Raw genomic sequence first — 24,342 nt, 5'->3', positions numbered from 1 at the left:
CGTAGAAAATACCGGGCAAAATCGCATATTAAACAGCAGAACGTATTTTGGATTATTTAGCAGGCTTAAACCCCCAACAGCGCGCCGCAGTAGAGAATACCGAAGGGCCGTCGATGATCGTGGCTGGTGCCGGATCGGGTAAAACCCGGGTGATTACCTATCGGGTAGCTCACTTGATACAGAAGGGCGTCGATCCTTTCAATATTCTTGTGCTTACTTTTACGAATAAAGCGGCCAAGGAAATGCGCGAGCGTATCATGAAGGTGGTGGGCAATGAAGCTAAAAACATCTGGATGGGCACTTTCCACTCTGTATTCGCAAAGATTTTGCGGGTAGAGGCTGAGAAGATCGGCTATCCTTCCAATTTTACAATTTATGACACGGACGACAGCAAGAGCCTGATCCGTTCCATTTTGAGGGAGATGCAGCTTGACGATAAGCTGTACAATGCCAATTTTGTGTACAACAGGATTTCTTCTGCAAAGAACAATTTGATTTCGTATACAGAATACCTCGAAAACCCTGAAATACAGGCAGAGGACGTGAGCAATAAACGGCCGCTGCTGGGTGTGATTTACGAGACTTACACAAAGCGCTGCTTTAAAGCCGGGGCAATGGACTTTGACGATCTCTTGTTTAAAACCAATGTGCTGCTTAAAACGCATCCGGACGTATTAAATAAATACCAGCATAAATTCCGCTACCTGATGGTCGATGAGTATCAGGATACCAACTTTTCGCAGTACACGATTGTGAAAAAGCTGGCGGCGGTTTACCAGAACATCTGTGTGGTGGGCGATGATGCGCAAAGTATCTATGCCTTTCGGGGTGCCAACATCCAGAACATCCTCAATTTTGAGCGGGATTATCCTGAGCTTCAGGTGTACAAACTGGAACAGAATTACCGGTCGACACAGAACATCGTTGAAGTGGCAAATAGCATCATTGCCAACAACAAGAACCAACTGGAAAAGAACGTGTTTTCGGAGAATGAGGCGGGCGACCGGATTAAGGTGCAGCGTGCTTTTACCGATAACGAGGAAGGAAAGCTGGTGGCCGAAGCCATTGTACAGGAGCGTTCGTTGAAGGGTTACAACTACCAGGACTTTGCTATCCTGTACCGTACCAACGCACAATCGAGGGCGATGGAAGAAGCTTTGCGTAAGCTGAACGTGCCTTACAAGATCTATGGCGGCTTGTCGTTTTATCAGCGTAAGGAGATTAAGGACCTGATCGCTTATTTCAGGCTAACCTTTAATCCGGCCGATGAGGAGGCGATAAAGCGTGTGATCAATTATCCGAGGCGGGGTTTGGGTGATACCACGGTAGAGAAAATCATTGTTGCGGCAGACAAGTACAACATCACGATGTGGCAGGTCATCTGCAACCCGCAGGCTTATATAGAAGGACGTATTGCAAGTCAGCTGAATGATTTTGCGATGCTGATCCAGAGCTTTGCGGCCGAATCCAAGAAACTGGATGCTTATGAGACTGCACTTTATATTGCGCAGCATTCGGGTATGCTGAAAGAACTGCATACGGACGACAGCATTGAGGGCCGCGCACGTTATGAAAACATCCAGGAATTGCTGAATGGTGTGAAGGAATTTGCGGAGCGCGAAGACATTGAAGACCGCAGCCTGGCCGTGTTTATGCAGGATATCGCGCTGCTTACGAACGACGACCGTGAAAACGACAAGGAAAAGGATACAGTGTCGATGATGACGATACACTCAGCCAAAGGTCTGGAGTTTAAAAATGTATTCGTGGTTGGCCTCGAGGAGAATCTTTTCCCTTCGCAAATGAGTTTGAATTCGCGGAGCGATCTGGAAGAGGAGCGGCGACTGTTTTATGTGGCCATTACCCGTGCGGAGAAAAAACTTACGCTGACTTACGCTACATCGAGGTATCGTTGGGGCACGCTAACCAGTTGCGAACCAAGCCGGTTCATCAACGAGATTAGCCCGAGGTACCTCGAAATTGAGGTCGTCAAACCTTCGAAAAGTGTACTGGGTACCGATAGCTTTGACTCGGAGCGTAAGAGCTGGAGCCAGCAGCGGGATTCATTTTCGAAGCCTAAACCGGCAGCTTCGGCTGGGACGGCAGGCGCTGCACCGAGACCTAAGACAACGAGTTTGCTTCCTAAAGCGCATGTTCCCACGCCGGGCTTTGCACCGGATGCGGCGGGCGACTTCCAGAACGGCATGGATGTTGAACATGAGAAGTTTGGTTTTGGAAAAATTGTGAGTTTGGAGGGCAGTTTGCCCGATGTAAAGGCTACGGTATTTTTCCAGGGACTGGGCAACAAACAGCTATTGTTAAAATTTGCTAAATTGCGAATTGTTAAATAACATCTATCAGAGATAAAGACTACATGAATTTCGATTATAATACTACTAGAAACGAGCTCATTCTGGCCGAATACGGCCGGAACGTGCAAAATATGGTCAAGTACATCATTGAGCTTGAGGACCGTGAGGAGCGGAACAGATATGCTCAGGCGGTGATTGACCTGATGGGCTTCCTGAATCCGCATCTTCGTGATGTGGCCGACTTCAAGCATAAATTATGGGATCACCTGCACATTATATCAGGCTATAAAATTGATGTGGACAGTCCCTACCCAAAGCCTACGCCTGAAGCTGCGCTGGTTAAACCAAAACATATCGGCTATCCGCAAAAAAGGATCCGTTATAAGCACTACGGCAAAACCGTGGAAGTGCTGATCGAAAAAGCACAAGCAATTGAAGATGAAGAGGCTAAAGCAGCAATGGTGCATAATATTGCCAACTTCATGAAGATGTCGTACGTGACCTGGAACAAAGACACGGTGGCCGATGAAACGATCCTTAAGAACCTGAATGAATTGTCGGAAGGCCAGCTGAAGCTTGCCGACAACATTAACCTTGCCAAAGTGGAAGTTAAGCCGGTACAGGCACGTCCGCAAAACAACAGCAAGCAGGGCAAAAACAAGAACAAGCAGAACAACAACAATAACAAGAAGCACAATAACGGTAAGCAAAGACACTAATGAACGCATTTGAAATTATCGGCGGAAAGAAGCTGAAGGGCGAAATCCATCCTCAGGGTGCTAAAAACGAGGCGCTTCAGATCATTGCAGCCGTTTTGCTGACCGATCAGAAGGTTACCATAAGCAATATCCCCGACATTAAGGACGTAAACAAGCTGATTGAACTGCTTGGCGACCTGGGTGTACTGGTAGAACGCTTATCAAAAGATACTTACACGTTTGAAGCTAAAGACATCAATCTGGACTATTTCCTGTCTGACTCCTTCAAAGCGAAAGGCGGCGGCTTAAGAGGTTCAATCATGATTGTGGGCCCGCTTCTGGGGCGCTTTGGCAAGGCCGCCATTCCGAAGCCGGGGGGCGACAAGATCGGACGGCGAAGACTGGACACGCACTTCCTGGGCTTTGAAAAACTTGGGGCCAAGTTTGTGTACGATACCAAGAAAGAGTTCTTTAATGTGGATGCGACGAACCTGAAGGGGGCGTATATCCTTCTGGATGAGGCATCTGTGACTGGTACAGCCAACATTGTGATGGCCGCTGTACTGGCCAAGGGAACAACGACCATTTATAATGCGGCCTGCGAACCTTACCTGCAGCAGCTATGTAAGATGCTGAACCGTATGGGCGCTAAAATTAGTGGCGTGGGCTCTAACCTCCTCACCATTGAAGGCGTTGAGAAACTGGGCGGCACCGAGCATCGCATGCTTCCTGATATGATTGAGATAGGTTCATTCATTGGTCTGGCGGCTATGACAGAATCTGAGATCACGATCAAGAATGTCTGCTATCAGGAGCTTGGTGTTATACCGGATGTATTTAAAAAGCTGGGAATCAAGTTTGAACTGCGTGGCGACGACATCTATATCCCTTCTCAGAAAAACTACGTCATTGAGTCATTCATCGATGGTTCTATGCTGACCATTGCTGATGCGCCATGGCCGGGTTTTACACCAGACTTGCTAAGCATTGTATTGGTAGTGGCTACCCAGGCACGCGGAAACGTGCTGATCCACCAGAAAATGTTTGAGAGCCGTTTGTTCTTTGTGGATAAGCTGATAGATATGGGTGCACAGATCATTCTCTGCGACCCGCACCGCGCTACGGTAAATGGAATTGATAAGAAATACCAACTAAGGGGCATTAGCATGACCTCTCCCGACATTCGGGCGGGTGTTTCATTGCTCATCGCCGCATTATCGGCCGAAGGCAAATCGACCATCTTTAATATAGAACAGATTGAAAGGGGTTATCAGGATATTGACATCCGTTTGCGGGCACTCGGTGCGCAGATAAAACGGGTAGAAGCCAACGCACCCGGACACTAAACAAAAAGCCCCTTACGGGGCTTTTCTGGTTTTAGTTATTAGGTGTTTTTGTCTCGGTTCTAAGATTATCCCGATATCGCATTGATGATATCGTATTGTGTAATGATTTCGATCCTGCCCTGCTCATCTTCTACCAGCACAGCACTGTTGTCTTTATTGATAAGACCGGAAATACGATCTATTGAGGTATTGAGATCTACAAAGGGGAAACCAGCGGTCATGATTTCAGCTACTTTGGCCGATTTAAGCGAGGGGTTCTCCATGAGCACCCGCAATATATCACGCTCTTCTAGCTTACCTACCACCATGTCTTTTTGCGTGACCGGGATCTGCGAGATATTGAGCGTATGCATGGTATTGATTGCCTCCTGCACGGTCTGTTCACAGTCGACCATAACCAGCTCAGGGTTAGTCTTTTTATGGAGAATAGAACGGGCGGTAAGCTTCTCATCTTTTAGAAAGCCCCGCTCACGCAGCCAGTCCTCGTTATACATTTTACCCATATACCGGCTACCATGATCATGGAAGATAATGACGACCACATCTTCCGGCTTTAGCTTGTCTTTAAGCTGCAGCAAACCAGCCAGCGCGGCGCCTGCCGAGTTACCTACAAAAATGCCCTCCTTGCGTGCAATTTCACGGGTCATAAGCGCTGCGTCCTTATCCGTTACCTTCTCAAACAGATCTATAACATCAAAATCCACATTCTTAGGCAGGAAGTCCTCCCCTATACCTTCTGTGATATACGGATAGATCTCGTTTTTATCCATAATACCGGTCTCCTTGTATTTTTTGAATACGGAGCCGTAGGTATCGATACCCCAAACGCGAATGTTAGGATTTTGTTCCTTAAGGTATTTGCCTGCTCCAGATATGGTCCCTCCTGTACCCACGCCAACCACCAGATGAGTGATCTTACCTTCAGTCTGCGCCCATATTTCAGGACCAGTCTGCTCGTAGTGCGCCTGCGAATTCGCAAGATTGTCGTATTGGTTTGGCTTCCAGGAGTTCGGGACTTCACGCTCGAGCCGCGAGGATACAGAGTAATAGGACCGCGGATCTTCGGGTTCAACATTGGTGGGGCAAACAATAACCTCCGCACCAAAAGCCCGAAGTGCATCAACCTTTTCCTTCGATTGTTTATCTGTTGTGGTAAAAATACACTTATACCCTTTGATAATAGCAGCCATGGCCAGGCCCATACCGGTATTTCCCGATGTACCTTCAATGATGGTACCGCCGGGTTTAAGCTTGCCGCTCTTCTCGGCCTCCTCAATCATCTTGACCGCCATTCTGTCCTTGATTGAGTTACCGGGGTTGGTGGTCTCAATCTTAGCAAGGATGGTGCCTGGTACACCTTTAGTAATAGAATTGAGCTTCACAAGTGGCGTATTGCCGATCGTCTCCAATATATTATTGTACCACATGGCACAAAAGTACAAATATTATTTTATACTACTTATTCTCTAGATTTAAACAATCAATAATTTTATCCACATGCGGTCAACCCGCGAGTTGATACAAGCTGCCGGGCAAAGCGATTAGCACGCCCTGAATCTCGAGGTTGAGCAAATGCATAGCGAGCTGACTTTGCTGGATACCGGTACGTAAGGCAAGCTCATCGACCCGCGCCGGCCCGGCCCGAAGCACGTCTACCACCCGCTGCTCTTCATCAGAAAGTCCGACAGGCAACTGTATTTGTAGCGCAGCTGCGTGTACCTGCTCCTTCTCCCAGCCCATGTAATATGGAATGTCTTGCGCATGTGTGATCAGTCCCGCCCGGTTCGTTTTGATCAGGAAATTGCATCCCTCAGAACTTTTATCGCCCGTACGCCCTGGAAAAGCGAACACATCCCTGCTGTAAGAGCTTGCAATATCTGCGGTGATCAGCGCGCCGCCTTTCGCAATGGCTTCTACAACGATGGTAGCATCGGCAAGTCCGGCAATAATCCGGTTGCGTTTAGGGAAGTTCTCCTTGTCGGGCGCAGTATTTAACGGAAACTCTGTAAGCAGGCCACCTTCAGAAACCATTTGCCGAGCAACAGGAAGGTGCGCAGGCGGATAAATACGGTCGAGCCCATGCGCCAGCACCCCTACGGTGGGAATATTGAAGTTCAGACTCTCTTTATGTGCGGCGATATCGATGCCGTATGCCATCCCGCTAACAATAGTGACCCCATAAGGTTGAAGCGTTTCGGCAAGGTGTCGACAAAGCTGCCGGCCGTATTCAGTGGCACGGCGGGTACCGACCACACTGATGATCCGCTGGCGGTTCAGATCGGCACCGCCCTTATAATAGAGTACCATTGGTGCGTCGTAACAATGCCTTAGCCGATGAGGATAGTCGTCGTCGGTATAAAAAAGCACCTTCACCTGATGCTTTTCAATAAAATGTAATTGCTCCTCCGCACGCCTCAGTGCATCGGTTTTTATTATGTTACCCGCCGTTACCTTGCCTATCCCGGGGATTTCCATTAATGCACCGAAAGAGGCGCTAAATACGGCTTCCGCAGAGCCAAAATGTTCAACAAGCTGCTTTGCATGGACATGCCCTACCGAGTCGATCAAGGTAAGCGCAATTTTATGGATTAAACTCATAGGCTAAGTTATTCAAAACGTCAGGTTGCAAACAACTCCCCTGTTCTACATCATTAAAAACCAGCAAAATAAAATAAACTATAAAAATAGTTTGCAAACTATTTTTATAGTTGTAACTTAGGAAAACAAAAAGGATATTTAGATGCTAAGAGAATTAACAAAAGCAGAAGAACAGGTGATGCTTATCCTATGGGAGATCGGGGAAGGTCTAGTAAAAGACGTGATAGATCGTATGCCATCGCCCAAGCCTGCTTACAATACGGTGTCGACCGTAGTACGGGTGCTGGAAGGCAAGGGCTTCCTGGACCATAAGGCAGTTGGCAATACCCATATCTATTTCCCGGTGGTGTCTGAAGACCAGTACAAGCATTTCGCGTTGGACAAAGTAATGAACAATTACTTTGAGAACTCTTATCAGAGCCTGGTCTCCTTTCTAGTGAACGAGAAGAAAATGGACATTGATGAGCTTGACGAACTCATTAAGCTTGCAGATAAACTTAAAAACGAGAGGTCATGAACTGGATCTATTATTTATTGGAGGCGAACGTCTATCTGGCTATATTTTATGGGTTCTACAGGTTGATACTGGCTCGGGAGACTTTCTACACCTTAAGCCGCTTCTTTCTTCTCGCCAGTGTAGCAGCGGCTTTTATACTGCCTCTCTTGAAGGTCAGTTACCTGCGCACCCTGTGGGAGCCTGTGGAACAACAAGCATTTGTTCTGCAAACCCCGGAATTGGTAAATGTCGCGGTGCAAAACCAGGAGGGGTTTGACTGGAGCCTGGTGTTGCTTGTTGCTTATAGCCTGGTCAGCATATTCTTTCTGTCGCGACTGGCCCGTTCTGTTTTTCAAGTTATGAGTATATACAGACGCGCTCGCTGGCATGACCATAACGGTGTTCGTTACCTCGGCTCACCGCAATCCGGCCTGACCTTTTCCTTCTTCAGCCTGCTTTTCATGGATCCAAATACTGATCAGAAGGATGTGATCGTGGGTCATGAGCTCACTCATATTAAACACGGACACAGTGTGGATGTTATCCTGCTTGAGCTGGTTCATGCATTAAACTGGTTTAATCCGGTGACGTGGGCGATGAGGCGCGATATAAAACTCATCCACGAATACATAGCAGACGAAGCGACGATTGGTAAAAGCATAACCAAGCATGACTATGCAATGTTCTTAATCCATAATTCGATGCAATCGGGTGTCGGACAACTCGCCAACCAGGTATTCAATCAATCTATACTAAAACCAAGAATCATGATGTTAAACAAGAAAAAGTCGGCAGGACGGATCAGATTCCGCCTCCTGTTTCTTCTCCCGCTTACGGGAGGAATGGTCTGTGCCTCTACACTAATGGCTAACAAAACGTATGCGTTCATAGATCTGTATGAGCAAGCCCGGGAATCAGCAATAATGCCAGGCCCATCGGTCGTAGTGGAAAATCAGCAGCAAGAGCCTAAATATTTCGTTATAGAAAGCCGCCATGACCCTAGGACCGGCAAGACCGAGTCACTCGAAAAACGTTTGATCTTAATTAATGGTAAAAAGCTGAAACTCGGGAAAATTATCATTGTCAGGGGCTACACAAGCATGACTGAACTAACACCGCAGGCGGCAGTCCGCAAGTATGGCAAGGAAGCAATAAACGGCGCCCTTGAATTTACCGGGAACGATATCGAAACACTGGAAAAATTTCCACCGCCAATCGTGGTAAAAGATAAGCCTGAATCAGAATAACGTCCCGCTTAAACCTGGTTACTGCGGAACATAAACCACATACTTCGTTTCGAAAAATTCTTCTTCGAAATAGTCAGAAAGCGGATACAATTCCGCTTTCAGGCGTGATTCAGCAATCTCTTCCGTAAGATCACCCCCTTTAAGATACAGTATCCCGTTCGGGATAGCATGGGTTGATGCTTTCTTGAATTTTCCTTTCACCCATGGATAGAAATCGATAAGCCGGGTAACTGCACGGGACACAACAAAGTCGAACTGACCTTCTACCTGCTCGGCCCGCAGGTGACTGGCCTGAACGTTTTTAAGGCCTAGGGCCTCGGCGACTTCTTTAACGACCTTGATCTTCTTGCCTATGGAATCGACGAGATGAAACTGCGTTTCAGGAAATAATATGGCAAGGGGGATGCCAGGAAAACCGCCACCCGTGCCAACGTCGAGAACATTCGCCCCGGCATTAAAACTGCAAAATTTGGCGATACCCAATGAATGAAGCACATGCCGCGTGTATAACTCATCAATGTCCTTTCTGGAAATTACGTTGATCTGGGCATTCCAATGGTTGTACAGTTCAAATAACTGACCAAACTGATCAATCTGTACCGTACTGAGGTCTTTGAAATACTTTTGTATGATAGCTGCGCTTATTTCCACTGTACTTTTTTCACAAATATAGACACTATGGCATTAAAGACGAGAAAAATGAAGAGCAGGAGATCCAAGAGCGGAAACCACCAGCGCAGGCCGGCGTAATTCAGCTTACGAAGCAATCGCGGATACACCAGGCAGCGGATGATAATGCTCAGCGCCAATACGCCCAGAGCTATGTAGACTGCCAGGGGCTGAAAGAATAGTGCTGCGATAAGGGTTACGTAAAACATAAACTGGAAAAAGATCTGAGCAGAAAGGATAAACTTATGCTTGCCTTTGTAAAATTTACCGGCCCCCAGGTGCCGTTTCTTTTGCCGCAGATAGGCAATAAAGCCCGTCTTGGGCTCCGACCATACGTGTGCATCGGGCTGAATAGCTATCCGTGTGTTTCTCCGGTGCGCATTGGCGTTGACAAACAGATCATCATCCCCTGATGGGATGTGCATATGTGCCGCAAAGCCTTTGCTTTTGAAAAAGAGCGATTTTTTATAGGCCATGTTTCGGCCAACACCCATGTATGGCATGCCTTTCAGCGCAAAGGACAGGTAGTTGACGGCCGTAAAAAACGTCTCAAAACGAATCAGGGCATTAAGCAATCCTCTTTTACGGATATAAGGCGAATAGCCCAGCACAATCTCGGTAGCCTCATCTGCCGGCTGCTGCATACCCAGTAACCAGTTTTCCGTAGCAGGCATACAATCTGCGTCTGTAAATACCAGCCACTCGTGTTTAGCGGCCTTGATGCCCATGGTGACGGCAAACTTCTTTCCAGCAAGGAACTTCTGACCGTCGTTAACGTTGACGACCTTGAGATGGGGATAGCGTACAGAAAGATCTTTCAGAATGTCTTCTGTAGCGTCCCATGAACGGTCGTTTACTACGATCACCTCGTAATCGGGATATTTCTGCTCCAGCACAAGCGGAAGGTATTCCTGTAGATTGGCGGCCTCGTTCCTTGCACATATGATCACGCTGATCGGCCTAAGTCCTTCAGGAATAATAGGTTCTATTTTGTAAAGGGCAAGTTTTAGATGCACGCCGAGCGTGAACCAGAGCTGTATAATGAAGCAAAAGGCTAAACCGCCCAACAGGCAGCTTTCCACTAAGGTTAATTCCACGATGTATTGGTTGTAAGGCGGCAAATCTCTCAATTTTCTCCGGCTTTTTTGCTACTTTTGGGCAGATTTTTAGCGGGCACACATTAATACATGAAATTTAGTTTACAGGCAAAAGACCCTCTCTCCAAAGCGAGGGCAGGAACAGTAACAACCGCACACGGCGAGATACAGACACCTATTTTCATGCCCGTGGGGACAGCAGGTACGGTTAAGGCAGTGCATCAGCGTGAACTGAAAGACGATATAAAAGCCCAGATCATCCTGGGAAACACCTATCATTTGTATCTACGTCCGGGACTCGACGTGCTGGAGGGTGCTGGCGGCCTTCATAAATTTATTGGCTGGGACCGGCCGATTCTGACCGATAGTGGGGGCTACCAGGTTTACTCCCTGAGCAAGGTCCGAAAGATCAGGGAAGAAGGCGTTACGTTCAACTCACACATAGATGGCTCAAAACATTTGTTTACGCCCGAATATGCGATGGACATCCAGCGCAGCATCGGTGCCGATATCATCATGGCTTTTGATGAATGCACGCCTTACCCGTGCGACTATAAATATGCTGCTTCATCTATAGAAATGACGCATCGCTGGCTTAAACGCTGCTGCGAGCGGGTTGACACTACCGAACCTAAGTATGGTTTTGAGCAGACGCTGTTTCCGATTGTACAGGGATCCGTGTATAAAGACCTGAGGGTTAAATCGGCTGAGTTTATTGCCTCAATGAATCGTGAAGGCAATGCCATCGGCGGTCTTTCCGTTGGCGAGCCTGCGGAAGAGATGTATGGCATGACCGAAGTGGTTTGCGATATACTTCCGGCCGATAAACCGCGTTATCTGATGGGTGTAGGGACACCTGTCAATATTCTGGAGAACATTGCCCTCGGGGTAGACATGTTTGACTGTGTAATGCCGACCCGGAATGCCCGGAACGGGATGCTGTTTACGCGAAACGGGATCATCAACATCGGCAACAAAAAATGGGCGAACGATTATTCTCCTATCGATGCAGACAGTGATCTTGAAGCCGACAGGGTGTACTCCAAAGCTTATTTAAGACACCTGATGCACTCTAAAGAGATCCTTGGTGCACAGATTGCTACGCTGCATAACCTCCACTTTTACTTGTGGCTGGTTCAGGAGGCACGGGCGAAGATCATCAGCGGTGAATTTTATGACTGGAAGAACAAAATGGTGAGTATATTAGGCAACAAATTGTAGGACGATAACGGGTAATGAACTTTTTCAGGAGCAGAGTAAAAATCATCGACTGGTATATCATCAGTAAGTATCTGGGTACATTCCTGTATACGCTCACTTTGTTCGTGGTCATCATTATCATCTTCGACCTTTCCGAAAAACTGGACGACTTCCTAAGCGCCAAACTTACTTTCTGGCAGGTCATATCACTTTACTATGCGGGGTCTATCCCCTTTTATGTAAACATGTTATCCCCGCTGATCAACTTCATTGCCGTGATCTTTTTTACGGCAAAGATGGCCGACCAAACGGAGATCGTACCTATATTGAGCGGTGGGGTAAGTTTCAATCGCTTTCTGCGCCCATACTTTATTTCCGCCTTTGTGATTTTTGCGGCCAACCTGGCCTCCAACCTCTATATCCTGCCCTACACCAATCGCTTAAAAAATAGTTTTGAGAACACTTATGTGAAGAAAAACAGTCCCTCAAGCAAGATGAACATACACATGAAGCTCGACAAGAACAGCTACATCTTTATGGACAATTTTGACAACAGGACCAAGGTAGGCTACAAGTTCTCGCTGGATAACTTCAAGGGAGATGTGCTTACTAAAAAACTTGTGGCAGACGAGATTAAGTGGGATTCGGTAAAGCGTCACTGGAAGCTGACCAACTATTCCGTACGTTATATAGACAGCCTGAAAGAGACTTTTGTGGAAGGCAGAGGCTTAACTAAAGACACCGTACTGGATATGCGGCCCGACGACTTTTCGGCCTACGACAACATCTTTGAAAACCTGAGCAACAAGGAGCTTGCTGAGAAGATCCGTAAGGAAAAGATCAGGGGCACAGGTGTATGGAACGACCTGCTGTTTGAACAGTACAAACGATATCTGCACCCTTTGTCGGCTTTTGTGCTTACGCTGATCGGCGTGGCGCTTTCTTCAAGAAAGGTGCGTGGAGGTGTAGGTTTACCGCTTGGAATAGGAATCTTATTGAGCTTTGCCTATATCGTCTTCAATCAGTTCGCCAAAATGTTCTCCATAAAGGGAGGGATGCCGCCGTTGTTTGCTGTACTTGCACCCACATTGATATTCGGCGTCCTGGGCTATTACCTGCTCAGGAAAGCTCCTAAATAATGAAAAACAACCCGACCTCCGTTACCAGAAACCTGGTTATCCTCCACCTTACGGTATTTGTTTGGGGATTCACCGGTATCCTCGGCGCGTTGATTTCTGTAGACGCTATTCAGTTAGTTTGGTACCGGGTTCTGATTGCCAGCATTACTCTCCTTGGCTACTTCATATTATCGAAAACGAACCTCAAAGTTACTGGCAGCGAATTCATAAAATTCGTCGCCACGGGAGGGGTGGTTGCCATCCACTGGGTGCTTTTCTTCTACGCCATCAAGGCATCAACCGTCTCGGTAGCACTCGTTTGTTTGTCCTCATTTACCCTGTTCACAGCCCTACTCGAACCCCTCGTAAAACGTCAGCGCATACTGCTTCCTGACGTGATCGTCGGCCTCATTATTATTCTCGGAATTTACCTTATCTTTAAGTTTGAATCTCAGTATACGGAAGGCATCATATTCGGTCTTTTGTCGGCTTTTGGCTCCAGTCTTTTCGCTACGATCAACTCCACTTTGGTTCAAAAAAGCGACTACCGGATTATCGGATTTTACGAAATCGCCGGTGCGTTTTTTTGGATAACCTTATACCGAATGGCCGATCAAAGCTTGTGGTCAGAACACTTTGATCTTTCGGTTTCCGACTGGACGAACCTGCTGTTGCTGGGCACCATTTGTACCGCACTTGCCTATGTTGCCGGGGTGGCCGTGATGCGTAGTTTGTCGGCCTTTCGGGTGGCGCTGGTCACCAATCTCGAACCTGTTTATGGCATCCTGTTAGCCTTCATTTTCTTTGGTTCCAAAGAGGCTATGTCGACCGGTTTTTACGCTGGAAGCATCCTCATTTTAGGCGCAGTTTTCTTGTATCCGATCTACAAAAAGCGTAGGGGTCTACAGTAAAATCCTTCCTTTTTATTTGTTTATTTTCTGGCTAATTAGTGTATATTACAATCGCAATAAGGATATGGTTAGCGGATTATATAAAAGGCCGAAAAAGGTGCTTTTTAGGTTTCAAAAAGCAAAATAAACGACAATATTTACAGACATATATAAACGTATTACAACACTAGATATCAGCATATTAAATATAGGAACGTAAATTAATTAAGAACCTTAAAATTGAAAATGAAAGCTGTAAAAACTAATATTTTTAGCATTAATATTAAATGAACCAATATAAAGCACATATTATTCTAATTTTCAATGCCATATGCGTTATTATTTTAATAATCACATCACAATCGGCTTGCGGACAGATTTTTAGTGAAGAACAGAACCCCCTTAGTGTAAAATGGCGACAGATTCAGTCGCCCGGGTTCCGCATCATCTATCCCGACGAACTCGAACACGAGGCACAGCGAATGGCCAATACCATGTCGCATATTTACCCCTATGTAGGAAGCAGTCTGAGCCGGCATAAAACCAGCATTCCGGTGGTACTGCAAAACCGCGGGGTAACAGCAAATGGCTTCGTCCAGCTAGCTCCAAAAAAGTCAGAATTCTACACCACCCCACCCCAGCAATTCGACAGTCAGGACTGGCTTAACAACCTTGCGGTGCATGAGCTCCGGCACGTAGCGCAGTTCGACAAACTGACCGGCGGAAAGGCGTCGCCATTTCCGGAGGAAATTTACTTTGCCTGGTTTGGCGCAAGCATTCCGCTGTGGTTTTTTGAAGGCGATGCAGTGAGCATTGAAACGGCGCTTACCCGGGCTGGTCGCGGTAAAATTCCGTCTTGGATTATGCCTTACCGTGCGGCACTTCTGGAGGGAAAAAGACTGTCGTACAGCAAGGCTTATTTCGGGTCAGACAAAGACCTCACCCCGGGGTATTATCAGCTCGGTTATTTGTTGTCATCACACATCCGGTCGAAGCATGGCGGCGGGGTGTCCGACAGTATCCTGACCGACATTCGCAAACGGCCGCTTCGCCCCTACCCTTTTTCAGGAAGTCTTAAAAAATATACCGGCATGGGTACACGCCACTGGTACCTGCAAACGCAATCGGACTTGCAGGGTTCCTGGTCGGATCAGAACAACAGGACGGAATCAAAAAACTATGAAATATTGAACCAGCCTGCGAGTTTCGCGACCAACTACTTCATGCCTGTGAGGCTGGCAGACCAGCGTATTCTTGCTTTAAAGCAAAGTAAGGCTCAGGCCTCCCATTTCGTTGTGATTGATTCAGCCAGACGTGAAAACAAACTGCTGGGTATTGGTCCACAGGAACAGCCCTGGTTCAGTTACGCCAACGGACTGGTGGTGTGGGACGAAATCCGGGAGGATCCCAGATTTAAGCAGCGTAGCTACAGCGTCATCTGCAGCTATAACATGAATTCGGGCATACGGAGAACGCTGACCCGAAGAAGCAGATTATTCTCGCCCTCGCTCTCTGCAGATGCCAGCAGGATCGTAGCGGTGCAGATCGACTTGTCGAACAAATGCAATCTGGTAGAACTGGATGCCTCTACTGGAAAAATACTGAACACTATTTCTAATCCTGACAACCACATCCTGCAAACGCCTGCGTACGACCATGACGACAGCAGCATCGCGGTCGTACGGGTTAGTGAAGCCGGCAAGCAACTGGCCATTACGGATGGCGAGGGAAATATGCGTGTGTTGATCGACAGCAGTCGACAGCAGATCAATCGTCCGGTCTTTATAGGCAATGGAATCGCTTTTAACGCCCACTACAACGGAATCGACAACATTTACTATATCGACACCACCAGCAAAAAGATAAGCGCTCTGAGCGCCTCTAAATACGGCGCGTTCAACATCTCACTCCAGTATGAAAACTCCGATGCTCCAAAAATACTTTTCAATGATTTTGGAGCCACCGGTTATCACGTTGCGGAAACCAGGTTGACTCACCTGAACACAGGTAAGAATAACTTTGTCAGTTTTGGTGCAGCGGCGAAAGCGCAGGAAGGAAATGTCGACGTGTTTAGCAATATACCCGACAGCAGCTATCAATCGACACGCTATCACAGCCACAGTCTGCATAACCTCTTTAAATTCCACAGCCTGTCGCCGGTTATTGAAAATGAGTACCAGGGCGGATTACAGCTCAAGTCGAACAACCTGCTCAACACGCTGGATGTGTTTGCCGGAGCAGATTATCACCGCGACCTCAAGCGCTTTGCTTACTATACCGGTTTCAGTTTTAAAAGCCTCTACCCCATCCTGCGTGCAACTTACCGCAACCGGCCAAGGCGGACATTTTACAATACAAGAAACGGCATGCAACAGGGCGACTGGCGCGAGAACCACATGCAGTTACAGGCATCTGTTCCACTCAGCATTAATGCCATGAACCACAATTATAGTTTTTCTTTCAATACTTCCACAAGCTATACACAACGCTACATAGGAGAAAACATGCCTGCTAATTACATCCGGACATTGCGCTTTCCGTTGGAGTATAACCTGAGTTTTACGCACAGCACCAGGACAGCGCCGCGTGACATTGCACCGGCCTGGGCACAAATCTTGCGCGTCACATATGCACATCAGCCTTTAGACGATAATCTCGCGGGGCGCATCTTTGCCGCAGAGGGATTCCTGTACTTCCCGGGGATTGCGCGTAATCATTCTTTTCTGGCCAATTTTAATTACCAGACCGCCACCGGCATACGCAGGTACGAAACGCAGATCAACACGGTATTCGGATACAATAACATCAATGCAAGAAGTCCGCTCAACAACACTTTGCTATTCAACTACCGTTTCCCTTTTGCATTCCCCGATGCGGAGATTGGACCGCTGGCCTATGTGCGCAACCTGCGGGCGGGAATTTTCTGTCACTACGAAAACATTGGAACAGAAACCTCCCTTGCTGAACCTAAGACCTACGGCTTCGAGTTGCGCAGTCATATGCATCTGCTGCGCTACCAGCCTCTTGTCGATGTTGGCGCAAGATTTGTGTTTGTCAATAAACTTTACGATCAAAAGCCTATCTTAGAATTCACCTTATCCTACAGTCTATGAGCAGCAAAACGATTTTTATCATTGCCTTCACAGCCGTGATCACCGTATTCCTAACCATCAACACCGACGCCGTACGGTTCAATTTCATCTTTACAGAAGCAGATGTATCCAAACTGCTGGTTATAGGCGTATGTACCTTTGTCGGGTTTATTTTGGGATACTGGGCGGGCCGACCAAGAACTACGGTCAGTTCGTACGATGACCGCATTGATCCCGATCAGCCGGAAACTGATAAAAGGTTGTCCGACGAAGACCGGGATTATATCAACTAGCGCTTACTGACCTAAAGCCTGAGCGATATCTCTCAGGATATCGTCTATGTGTTCCAGTCCGATCGACAAGCGGATGGTGCCTTGCTCAATGCCCACCTGTAAGCGTTCCTCTTCGGTAAGTTTGGAATGCGTACTTGTTGCCGGATGGGTGGCAATAGAACGTGTGTCGCCCAGATTAGCAGAAATAGAAAACATCTTCAGTTTATCCATAAAAGCACTTGCCGCTGCGGCACCACCGCTCACCACAAGGGTTACAATGCCACCGCCGAGCTTCATTTGCTTTTTCGCGATCTCGTATTGCGGATGCGATTTAAGGAAAGGGTACATCACCCGGTCAATTTTCGGATGCTCCTCCAGGAACTCAGCCACTTTCAAGGCGTTTTCGCAATGCCTGTCCATACGTACAGCCAATGTCTCCAAACTTTTAGAGAGTACCCAGGCGTTAAAAGGCGACATCGACGGTCCGCTATGCCGTGCAAAACCTTCAATCTCCTTAATCAAAGCCTTAGAACCAAGGATAATACCTCCAAGTGTACGGCCTTGTCCGTCAATAAACTTTGTTGCAGAATGTATGGAAATATCTGCCCCAAGCCTGATAGGCTGCTGCAGATAAGGGGTAGCGAAACAGTTATCCACTACCAGTAAAGCATTGTGCTTTTTAGCAAAGCCAGCCAGCCATTCGAGGTCAATAATATCTATGCCCGGATTGGATGGAGTTTCCACGAAAATAATCCGCGTATTGGGCTTTATGCCGCTTTCCCATTGTTCAGGCTTATCAAGATCGGCATAGGTATAGGTAACACCCCATTTCGAAAACACATTATTCAGCAGTTGATGCGTAGAACCAAACACCGAGCGACTGGAAAGCACATGATCGCCCGATTTCAGGAAGGCCGCAAAGGTTGTAAAGATCGCCGCCATACCACTTGCAGTAGCCCAGCCGGTCTCCGACCCTTCCAACGCTGCCATTTTTCCGATCAGTTCGTCGGTATTTGGATTGGCATAACGACTGTATACATTGCCCTCCTTCTCGTTTGCAAACAAAGCCCGCATATCTTCAGCATCGTCAAACTTATAGCTTGAGGTAAGATAGAGCGGAACAGAATGTTCTTTATACTGGCTTCTTTCGGCCTGTAAACGAATGGCAAGGGTTTCAAAGTTTTCTTCCTGCATGGGTATTACTGATGTATAGTGTATGTATATTTTAATTGTGCCGAGCGTTCCAGTATGTTGGCCACCGAGCAATATTTCTCAAAAGTCATGCTTAAGGCCCGCTCTACTTTCTGTGTGCTGAGCGACCCGTATAAGTCGAAGTGTATGTTGATCGTTTCAAATATAGAAGGGATTTCCTCTCGGCGCTCTGCGCGGATCGCAATCTTGATATCGTTAAGTTCCTCTTTCTGTTTCGCAAGGATGTTGACCATATCTATGCCGCTGCAGCCGCCCAGACCGATCAGCAGCATCTCCATGGGCCTGAAACCCTTGCCTTCGCCACCTATCTCCGCCTTGGCATCCAGTTCTACCGAAAAGCCGCCCGAATTTTGTGCTTCGAAATTAAACTTACCGCTTTTTCTTATCAGATTGATCTCCATATATGTCTTTTTAAACGTCGTAAAATACTTTGTAGCGGCTTTCCAGTTCCGACAGGGTTACCCGCTCATTGAACACCCCGAATACAGAAGAACCGCTTCCGCTCATGGATGCAAATGTAGCGCCCGCAGCGTAAAGTTTTGTCTTAATTTGTTCAATTTCAGGGTATCGTTCAAAAACACTGGCCTCAAAATCATTTTTGATATGCCCAGCCCAACTGCTCAGCGGCAGCTCAATAAGTTCCCGCAGCGCATGTGCTGGTTCCTGAGGGCGAACACCTGCATATGCCGTTGCCGTAGAAACATGTATTTCAGGCTGGATCAAAACGAGGTAACCTCCGGAAAGATCCAGTTCAACAGCACTGAACTCATCGCCTTTGCCAGTAGCGTACACAGGCTTATTTTCAATAAAAAAAGCACAATCTGCACCTAGCGGACGAACATATTCTACCAATTGCGCTGTAGTTAGACCAAGCTTGAATTTATCATTGATGAGCTTCATTAAAAAGGCGGCATCGGAAGATCCCCCGCCCAGTCCGGCACCAACCGGAATGTTTTTTAGCAAGGTAATGCGTTGAGGCGGAATCTCGAAATCAGTCTTAAAGCGCTCATAGGCTTTCAGACAGATATTTTCGCTTTGGCTGCCTGGTATTGCGATGCCGTGCGATTCGAAAGTAGTCTCAGGAGCATCGGTTATTTCTACCACATCATAGATCTTCACCGGATAGAATACCGTCTGAAGCTCGTGATAACCATCCGGTCGTTTACCGGTGACATTGAGCCCCAGATTAATCTTAGCATTGGCAAAAGCGAGCATAGGGCAAACATACCAAAAATTAAAACTACGGTACAAATGCGCGGTCAAAATAACTGAAGACCCGGTCAAAATAACTGAATTATTGAGAAGCGCATAGGCTAACTTTGGATTTGAAAACAACCCACGATGAGATATATAAGTACCCTCGGCCTTTTATTTGCCCTTCTCGCCCTGCCCTTTGGTATGCGTGCTCAAGTTAAAAACAAACTCCTCAAAGGTTCAGACCTGAAGTTGTGGGACAGTAAGCCGGCGGGCGACTGGATGACGGAGGCCTACCCCATGGGCAACGGCCGCATCGGGGGAATGGTGTTCGGCGGTATAACATCCGACCGTATCCAGTTCAATGAGATCAGTCTTTGGACCGGCGATGAGCAGGAAACTGGTGCCTACCAAGCATTCGGGGATATCCTGATCAATCTGAACACACAGCGGCAGGGCGAAGCACAAGGCTACCGCAGGGAACTGGATATACGCAATGCTGTGCAAACGGTTTCTTATACGCTTGGCGATACACACTTTAAACGGGAATACTTTTGCAGCTTTCCGGACAGCGTAATGGCCATATCGTTTACGGCCAGCAAGAAGCAGGCGTATAGCGGCACTATCACCTTAAAAGATGCACATGAAGCAACCACAATTGTAAGCGGCGGGCAACTCATCATTAAGGGAAAGCTGGAAAATGGCATGGCATACAGCGCACGGCTCCTGCTGAAAGCCGAAGGCGGATCGGTATCTGCGGACAAGGGCGCCAAAGGCAACGCTGAATTGCGTTTCGACAAGGTAAATAGCTTTACCATCCTGATGTCGGCGGCTACCGACTACAGCAATAAGCGCAGCAAGAACTGGAAGGGCGAGTTGCCGGAGGTAAAGCTCGACCGGATCTTTCGGAAAATTTCAGGAAAATCCTTCAGGCAGATAAAAGATCGTCATATCCGCGACTACCAGTCTCTGTTCTGCCGTTTTCGCCTCGACCTGGGTTCGAGTTCAGCGGACATCGTTGCCAAGCCTACCGTGCAGCGACTCAGCGACTACAAGAACAACCCTGATCCGCAACTGGAAGCGCTTATTGCGCAGTACGGCCGTTACCTGCTCATCAGTTCGTCGAGAAAAGGCGGATTGCCTGCAAACTTGCAGGGACTATGGAACCACAGCAACAACCCGCCCTGGCGCTCCGACTACCACTCCAACATCAATATACAGATGAATTACTGGCCGGCAGAGCCGACTAACCTTTCGGAATGCCATGTCCCCTATCTCGATTACATCAACAGCATGCGTGAGGTAAAGAAAGCAAATACCCAGCGACAATATCCTGGCGTTAGGGGCTGGACGGTAAAAACAGAGAACAACATTTTTGGCGGAGAAAGCTTTTCGTGGAATACGCCTGGAAGCGCCTGGTATGCACAGGCGATATGGGAACACTATGCCTTTACACGAGATACCGGTTACCTGAAAAACTTTGCCTACCCGATCATTAAAGAGATTGTGGAATTCTGGGACGACCACCTTAAACGTCGCGACAACGGGACACTGGTTGCCCCCATGGGCTGGTCGCCCGAACACGGCCCAACAGAAGATGGGGTCTCGCACGACCAGCAGATTGTTTGGGATTTGTTTACCAATTACATCGAGGCAGCTGATGTGCTTAGAGCCGATAAGCCCTATCGCGATCGTATTGCCGATATGCGAGAGCGACTGCTTAAGCCCAAAATCGGCAAATGGGGCCAGCTGCAGGAATGGGAAACCGACCGCGACGACCCGAACGATAAGCACCGACATGTATCGCACCTGTTTGGTCTGCACCCGGGCCGCCAGTTCAGCATTGCTCAGACGCCGGACCTGGCGAAAGCCGCCAAGGTGAGCCTACTGGCCAGAGGCGATGCTTCTACGGGCTGGTCGATGGCCTGGAAAATGAACTTCTGGGCACGCCTGCAAGACGGTGAGCATGCGCACCTGATCCTGAAGAACTTTATTACGCCTGTGGGCGGCGGCGGGGTCGACTACAACGAAGGCGGCGGTATATACGCCAACCTCTTCTGCGCGCATCCACCCTTTCAGATTGATGGCAACTTTGGCTATACCGCAGGCGTAGCCGAAATGCTTGTACAAAGTCAGACGGGCAGCATCGAAATACTTCCTGCCCTGCCCTCAGCCTGGAAGAACGGGCGGGTACAGGGGCTTCGCACACGGGGAAACTTCGAGATTACAGATATGGCGTGGAGAGACGGGCAAATTACCAGCCTTAAGATTAAGGCCGGTTCCGCAGGAGAATGCAGAATATCGGGTGGTGGACTAAACCTCAGCTTCCAGGCAAAGGCTGGAAAAACCTATACTTTTCGTCCTGAAAACAATCGCTGATTTTCTTTGTTGCTTGTAAAAAACACAAACACATGGAGGAATTTAGCATTGAGGTTGCGGATGGCGACCGCGAATTATTTTACGATGTAGTGGCCTTAGGCAGCAGTATGTACGACGTTTATCTGAACGGCACCAAGGTTGGCACCGTTCAGTTAGACGATAAAAATCATGATCATTGCGAATCAGTGAATTGCCAGATCGACCTGCCGCTGCTCCACAAAATACGCAATGGCATACAGCTCTATGAAACAATCAACGATTAAGCTTTTCCGGTCTTATAAAACTTAAACCCGAAAAGGAAGATGATCAGATAGCATATGATCGGCGTATAGTAGGCGTTGGCCACACCATAATGATCGGCCACGAAGCCCATAAGTAAAGGATAAAATGCACCGCCGACAACGCCCATAGAGAGGAACGATGAAGCGCGTTGGGTGTGGTGGCCCAGGTTTTTAAGTCCCAGACTAAATATGGTAGGGAACATAATACTGAAGAAGAAGTTGATCAGGATCAGAGCAATAAATGACACCATACCAAGGCTCTGCGCTACGATAATACACATCAATATATTACCGAGGGCAAAAGTGGCAAGAAGCCTGTTTGGTGCAACAAATCGCATCAGTGTGGTACCCACCACCCGGCCTAACAGCATAGCCCCCATGAACAGTCCGCCCATGAGATAAGAGGACTTAGAATGACTAAAGCCTACAATCTCCTCAGCGTAATTGATAAAAAAGGCCCAGGTGGCTGCCTGTGCGGCCACATTAAAAAACTGCGCTATGGCGGCCCACACAAAATGCCTGTGCTGAAATAGCTTTTTACCAGGCGCTATATCAACGTTTACCGCCGCAGGATCTACAGCCTCGGCAGCATGCGGATCGGTAAGTGGCGGCACCTTCACAAACGAGAAAGCAATGGCTACAAGCAGAATCACCGTACCGATTACCGCATAAAGTGTTTTTACAGAGGTCAGGTCAGAACTACCCTCCACATGGCTGGCCAGCAAAAAGTAGCCACCTATGGTTGGTCCGAGCATCGTTCCCACCGCATTAAAGGTCTGCGCAAAGTTAATCCGCAGGTCGCTCGTACGCTGGTCGCCCAAGGCCGCTACAAAGGGGTGCGCCACGGTTTCCAGGGTCGACAACCCGCAGCCTACGATAAATAAAGCGATCCCGAAAAACGGGAAAGAAAACAAATTGGCCGCCGGAATAAAAAGCAAAGCGCCCGCTGCAAAAAGCGAGAGGCCGAGCAACACGCCCTTCTTATAGCCAAAACGCTTCATGAATAGTCCGGCCGGAATACCCATCACACCATAGGCGCCGAAAACGGCAAACTGCACAAAGCCCGACTGCATACGCGAGAGACTCATCGTATTCTGGAAGTGCTTATTCAATACATCTGCCATAGAGATGGCAATACCCCAAAACAAAAAGAGTGAGGTTACAAAAACAATAATTACAAGGAATCTCTTTTCCGTGAATAGTGGTTTGTCGGTCATATCTGGTTAAATTGTAGGCTGAATATACATAACTTCTCGCTGTATATCTGTAACAATTTAATTTGAAAAATTGTACCGGAGCCCAAAGGCCTGCTGGTTATCAACAACACCCTCCACGAAATGAAATGAAAGGGCGAACATGCCCTCTATACCTTTATAGATTTTTGGCCGCCAGATCAAATCAGTGCGGTTATACTGTTTAGCCGTATAAAACTGGTCGCCATACCTGATATTATGACCCTCCCCGGTGTAAAAAGAGTTGATGATGCCGAACGACTTATACTCGGCCTGTGCCTCGAGCAACAGCCCTTTGGGCGTTTGCCAGCCGCCTATAGTTCGCACGCGCTCAAACGACATCAGCCCCCCAACGTTAAGTACAAGCGAGTCCAGGAAAGTTTTGCGCGACAAATCCACCCCCGCCTTTACGAGCAATGCGCCATTGTCTTCAATATGATCGCCAGGAATTTCCACGGCGGGACCTGCATCATGCAGCATCATCGCATAATGCGATATAAAGAAGACCCCGGTTTTGTATTGGCCCGACAAGCCAAAGATGAAATTCTCCCGGTCGGTAGCCGTTTGCCTGCTTGTCCAGTCTATCCAAAGCACTTGCCGCCACTTGCTGTTCTCGTACTTCAGGAGCATACCCTCCACATTTGGCCGATAGTAATTAAAGGTGTCTTTAAGCACCGCTCTGGGATAGTCAGACACCAACCCATGCCGGGGAAACATTCCCATATAAAAATTCCAGTCGCTCTTTTTAAATTCATAATAGGCTACCGGGTCTATTTTATCGGTAAACCTGGAAGAACCGAATTCGTGCAGGGCATTGAATCCGGCACGCAGACGGTGTACGCTGTCCAGCAAAACCCCAATCTCCGGCGAGAAACGAAGACCGAATATAGTTTGTGGGTAACGGCCGGATTTAGCATATTCCCGGTTGTCTGCAAACGTGTGCAGGTTTAAATCATATTCCAGCTTCTGGGCACTGGCAGCGTGCACCATAACTGTAAAAAAGAAAGCC

Annotated in this window: 21 protein-coding genes; 12 read left to right on the top strand and 9 right to left on the bottom strand. The window is 47.8% G+C overall.

The window, feature by feature from the left end; translation table 11 throughout:
- Positions 1-47 precede the first annotated feature (47 nt).
- The 3 genes from J3P40_RS08940 to murA are packed head-to-tail and all read left to right on the top strand — an operon-like array spanning position 48 to position 4,356.
- Positions 48-2,351: an ATP-dependent helicase gene (locus tag J3P40_RS08940; protein WP_256004796.1), complete on the top strand. Its 2,304-nt coding sequence runs from the start codon at positions 48-50 to the stop codon at positions 2,349-2,351.
- Between the two features lie 23 nt (positions 2,352-2,374).
- The gene (locus J3P40_RS08935; protein WP_256004795.1) at positions 2,375-3,031 is read left to right on the top strand and encodes a DUF4290 domain-containing protein; all 657 of its coding nucleotides are present in this window, start codon (positions 2,375-2,377) and stop codon (positions 3,029-3,031) included.
- Complete coding sequence (gene murA, locus J3P40_RS08930; protein WP_256004794.1) at positions 3,031-4,356, top strand: UDP-N-acetylglucosamine 1-carboxyvinyltransferase; 1,326 nt, start codon at positions 3,031-3,033, stop codon at positions 4,354-4,356. Before J3P40_RS08935 ends, murA begins: the two co-directional genes overlap by 1 nt.
- 65 nt (positions 4,357-4,421) lie before the next feature.
- Here murA and J3P40_RS08925 read toward each other — a convergent pair whose 3' ends face one another.
- Positions 4,422-5,783, bottom strand: coding sequence for a pyridoxal-phosphate dependent enzyme (locus J3P40_RS08925; protein ID WP_256004793.1), 1,362 nt, complete (start codon positions 5,781-5,783; stop codon positions 4,422-4,424).
- Positions 5,784-5,859: 76 nt separating this feature from the next.
- Positions 5,860-6,954, bottom strand: coding sequence for a DNA-processing protein DprA (gene dprA, locus J3P40_RS08920; protein WP_256004792.1), 1,095 nt, complete (start codon positions 6,952-6,954; stop codon positions 5,860-5,862).
- Positions 6,955-7,096: 142 nt separating this feature from the next.
- On the opposite strand from dprA, the gene J3P40_RS08915 reads away from it, so the two are divergent.
- Positions 7,097-7,471 carry a BlaI/MecI/CopY family transcriptional regulator gene (locus tag J3P40_RS08915; protein WP_256004791.1) on the top strand — a complete coding sequence of 125 codons (375 nt, stop codon included), beginning with the start codon at positions 7,097-7,099 and terminating at the stop codon, positions 7,469-7,471.
- Positions 7,468-8,697, top strand: a complete 1,230-nt coding sequence (locus tag J3P40_RS08910) for a M56 family metallopeptidase (RefSeq protein WP_256004790.1) — start codon at positions 7,468-7,470, stop codon at positions 8,695-8,697. The genes J3P40_RS08915 and J3P40_RS08910 overlap by 4 nt, the downstream gene beginning before the upstream one ends.
- Positions 8,698-8,715: 18 nt before the next feature.
- Here J3P40_RS08910 and rsmG read toward each other — a convergent pair whose 3' ends face one another.
- Both rsmG and J3P40_RS08900 read right to left on the bottom strand, forming a co-directional pair.
- On the bottom strand, positions 8,716-9,342 hold the full coding sequence (rsmG, locus tag J3P40_RS08905; RefSeq protein ID WP_370687725.1) for a 16S rRNA (guanine(527)-N(7))-methyltransferase RsmG: 627 nt from the start codon (positions 9,340-9,342) through the stop codon (positions 8,716-8,718).
- On the bottom strand, positions 9,339-10,463 hold the full coding sequence (locus J3P40_RS08900) for a glycosyltransferase (RefSeq protein ID WP_256004788.1): 1,125 nt from the start codon (positions 10,461-10,463) through the stop codon (positions 9,339-9,341). The genes rsmG and J3P40_RS08900 overlap by 4 nt, the downstream gene beginning before the upstream one ends.
- A 90-nt stretch (positions 10,464-10,553) precedes the next feature.
- Between J3P40_RS08900 and tgt the strand changes: the two genes are divergently transcribed.
- The 5 genes from tgt to J3P40_RS08875 all read left to right on the top strand — a co-directional run bounded on the left by tgt (position 10,554) and on the right by J3P40_RS08875 (position 17,056).
- On the top strand, positions 10,554-11,684 hold the full coding sequence (gene tgt, locus J3P40_RS08895) for a tRNA guanosine(34) transglycosylase Tgt (RefSeq protein WP_256004787.1): 1,131 nt from the start codon (positions 10,554-10,556) through the stop codon (positions 11,682-11,684).
- A gap of 14 nt (positions 11,685-11,698) precedes the next feature.
- The gene (locus J3P40_RS08890; protein ID WP_256004786.1) at positions 11,699-12,802 is read left to right on the top strand and encodes an LptF/LptG family permease; all 1,104 of its coding nucleotides are present in this window, start codon (positions 11,699-11,701) and stop codon (positions 12,800-12,802) included.
- Positions 12,802-13,692 (top strand): DMT family transporter, encoded by an 891-nt coding sequence (locus J3P40_RS08885; protein ID WP_256004785.1) that lies wholly within the window; start codon positions 12,802-12,804, stop codon positions 13,690-13,692. The genes J3P40_RS08890 and J3P40_RS08885 overlap by 1 nt, the downstream gene beginning before the upstream one ends.
- Positions 13,693-13,958: 266 nt before the next feature.
- Entirely contained in the window at positions 13,959-16,784 is a 2,826-nt protein-coding gene (locus tag J3P40_RS08880; RefSeq protein WP_256004784.1) for a TolB-like translocation protein, read from the top strand.
- Positions 16,781-17,056 (top strand): LapA family protein, encoded by a 276-nt coding sequence (locus J3P40_RS08875; protein WP_256004783.1) that lies wholly within the window; start codon positions 16,781-16,783, stop codon positions 17,054-17,056. Before J3P40_RS08880 ends, J3P40_RS08875 begins: the two co-directional genes overlap by 4 nt.
- A 3-nt stretch (positions 17,057-17,059) precedes the next feature.
- Here the strand turns inward: J3P40_RS08875 and J3P40_RS08870 are convergent, their stop codons facing one another.
- From J3P40_RS08870 to ispE, 3 genes are read right to left on the bottom strand one after another with little or no spacing between them, the layout of a single operon-like run.
- Positions 17,060-18,229, bottom strand: coding sequence for an O-succinylhomoserine sulfhydrylase (locus tag J3P40_RS08870; protein ID WP_256004782.1), 1,170 nt, complete (start codon positions 18,227-18,229; stop codon positions 17,060-17,062).
- 5 nt (positions 18,230-18,234) lie between these two features.
- A complete protein-coding gene (locus J3P40_RS08865) occupies positions 18,235-18,648 on the bottom strand; it encodes an OsmC family protein (RefSeq protein WP_256004781.1) in 414 nt (137 codons plus the stop codon).
- A gap of 10 nt (positions 18,649-18,658) precedes the next feature.
- Positions 18,659-19,462, bottom strand: coding sequence for a 4-(cytidine 5'-diphospho)-2-C-methyl-D-erythritol kinase (gene ispE, locus J3P40_RS08860; RefSeq protein WP_256004780.1), 804 nt, complete (start codon positions 19,460-19,462; stop codon positions 18,659-18,661).
- Between the two features lie 126 nt (positions 19,463-19,588).
- Here ispE and J3P40_RS08855 point away from each other — a divergent pair, with 126 nt between their 5' ends.
- Entirely contained in the window at positions 19,589-21,820 is a 2,232-nt protein-coding gene (locus J3P40_RS08855; RefSeq protein ID WP_256004779.1) for a glycoside hydrolase family 95 protein, read from the top strand.
- A gap of 32 nt (positions 21,821-21,852) precedes the next feature.
- The gene (locus tag J3P40_RS08850) at positions 21,853-22,083 is read left to right on the top strand and encodes a hypothetical protein (protein WP_256004778.1); all 231 of its coding nucleotides are present in this window, start codon (positions 21,853-21,855) and stop codon (positions 22,081-22,083) included.
- Here the strand turns inward: J3P40_RS08850 and fucP are convergent.
- Positions 22,080-23,318, bottom strand: a complete 1,239-nt coding sequence (gene fucP, locus J3P40_RS08845) for an L-fucose:H+ symporter permease (protein WP_256004777.1) — start codon at positions 23,316-23,318, stop codon at positions 22,080-22,082. The two genes, J3P40_RS08850 and fucP, sit on opposite strands and share 4 nt — an antisense overlap.
- 57 nt (positions 23,319-23,375) lie before the next feature.
- Complete coding sequence (locus J3P40_RS08840; protein WP_256004776.1) at positions 23,376-24,323, bottom strand: lipid A deacylase; 948 nt, start codon at positions 24,321-24,323, stop codon at positions 23,376-23,378.
- Positions 24,324-24,342 lie beyond the last annotated feature (19 nt).

It is taken from the genome of Pedobacter deserti (assembly GCF_024436415.1).
Taxonomy (GTDB): domain Bacteria; phylum Bacteroidota; class Bacteroidia; order Sphingobacteriales; family Sphingobacteriaceae; genus Pedobacter; species Pedobacter faecalis.
The sequence above is the reverse complement of the archived record's forward strand: the minus strand, read 5'-3'. Positions and strand labels throughout refer to the sequence as shown.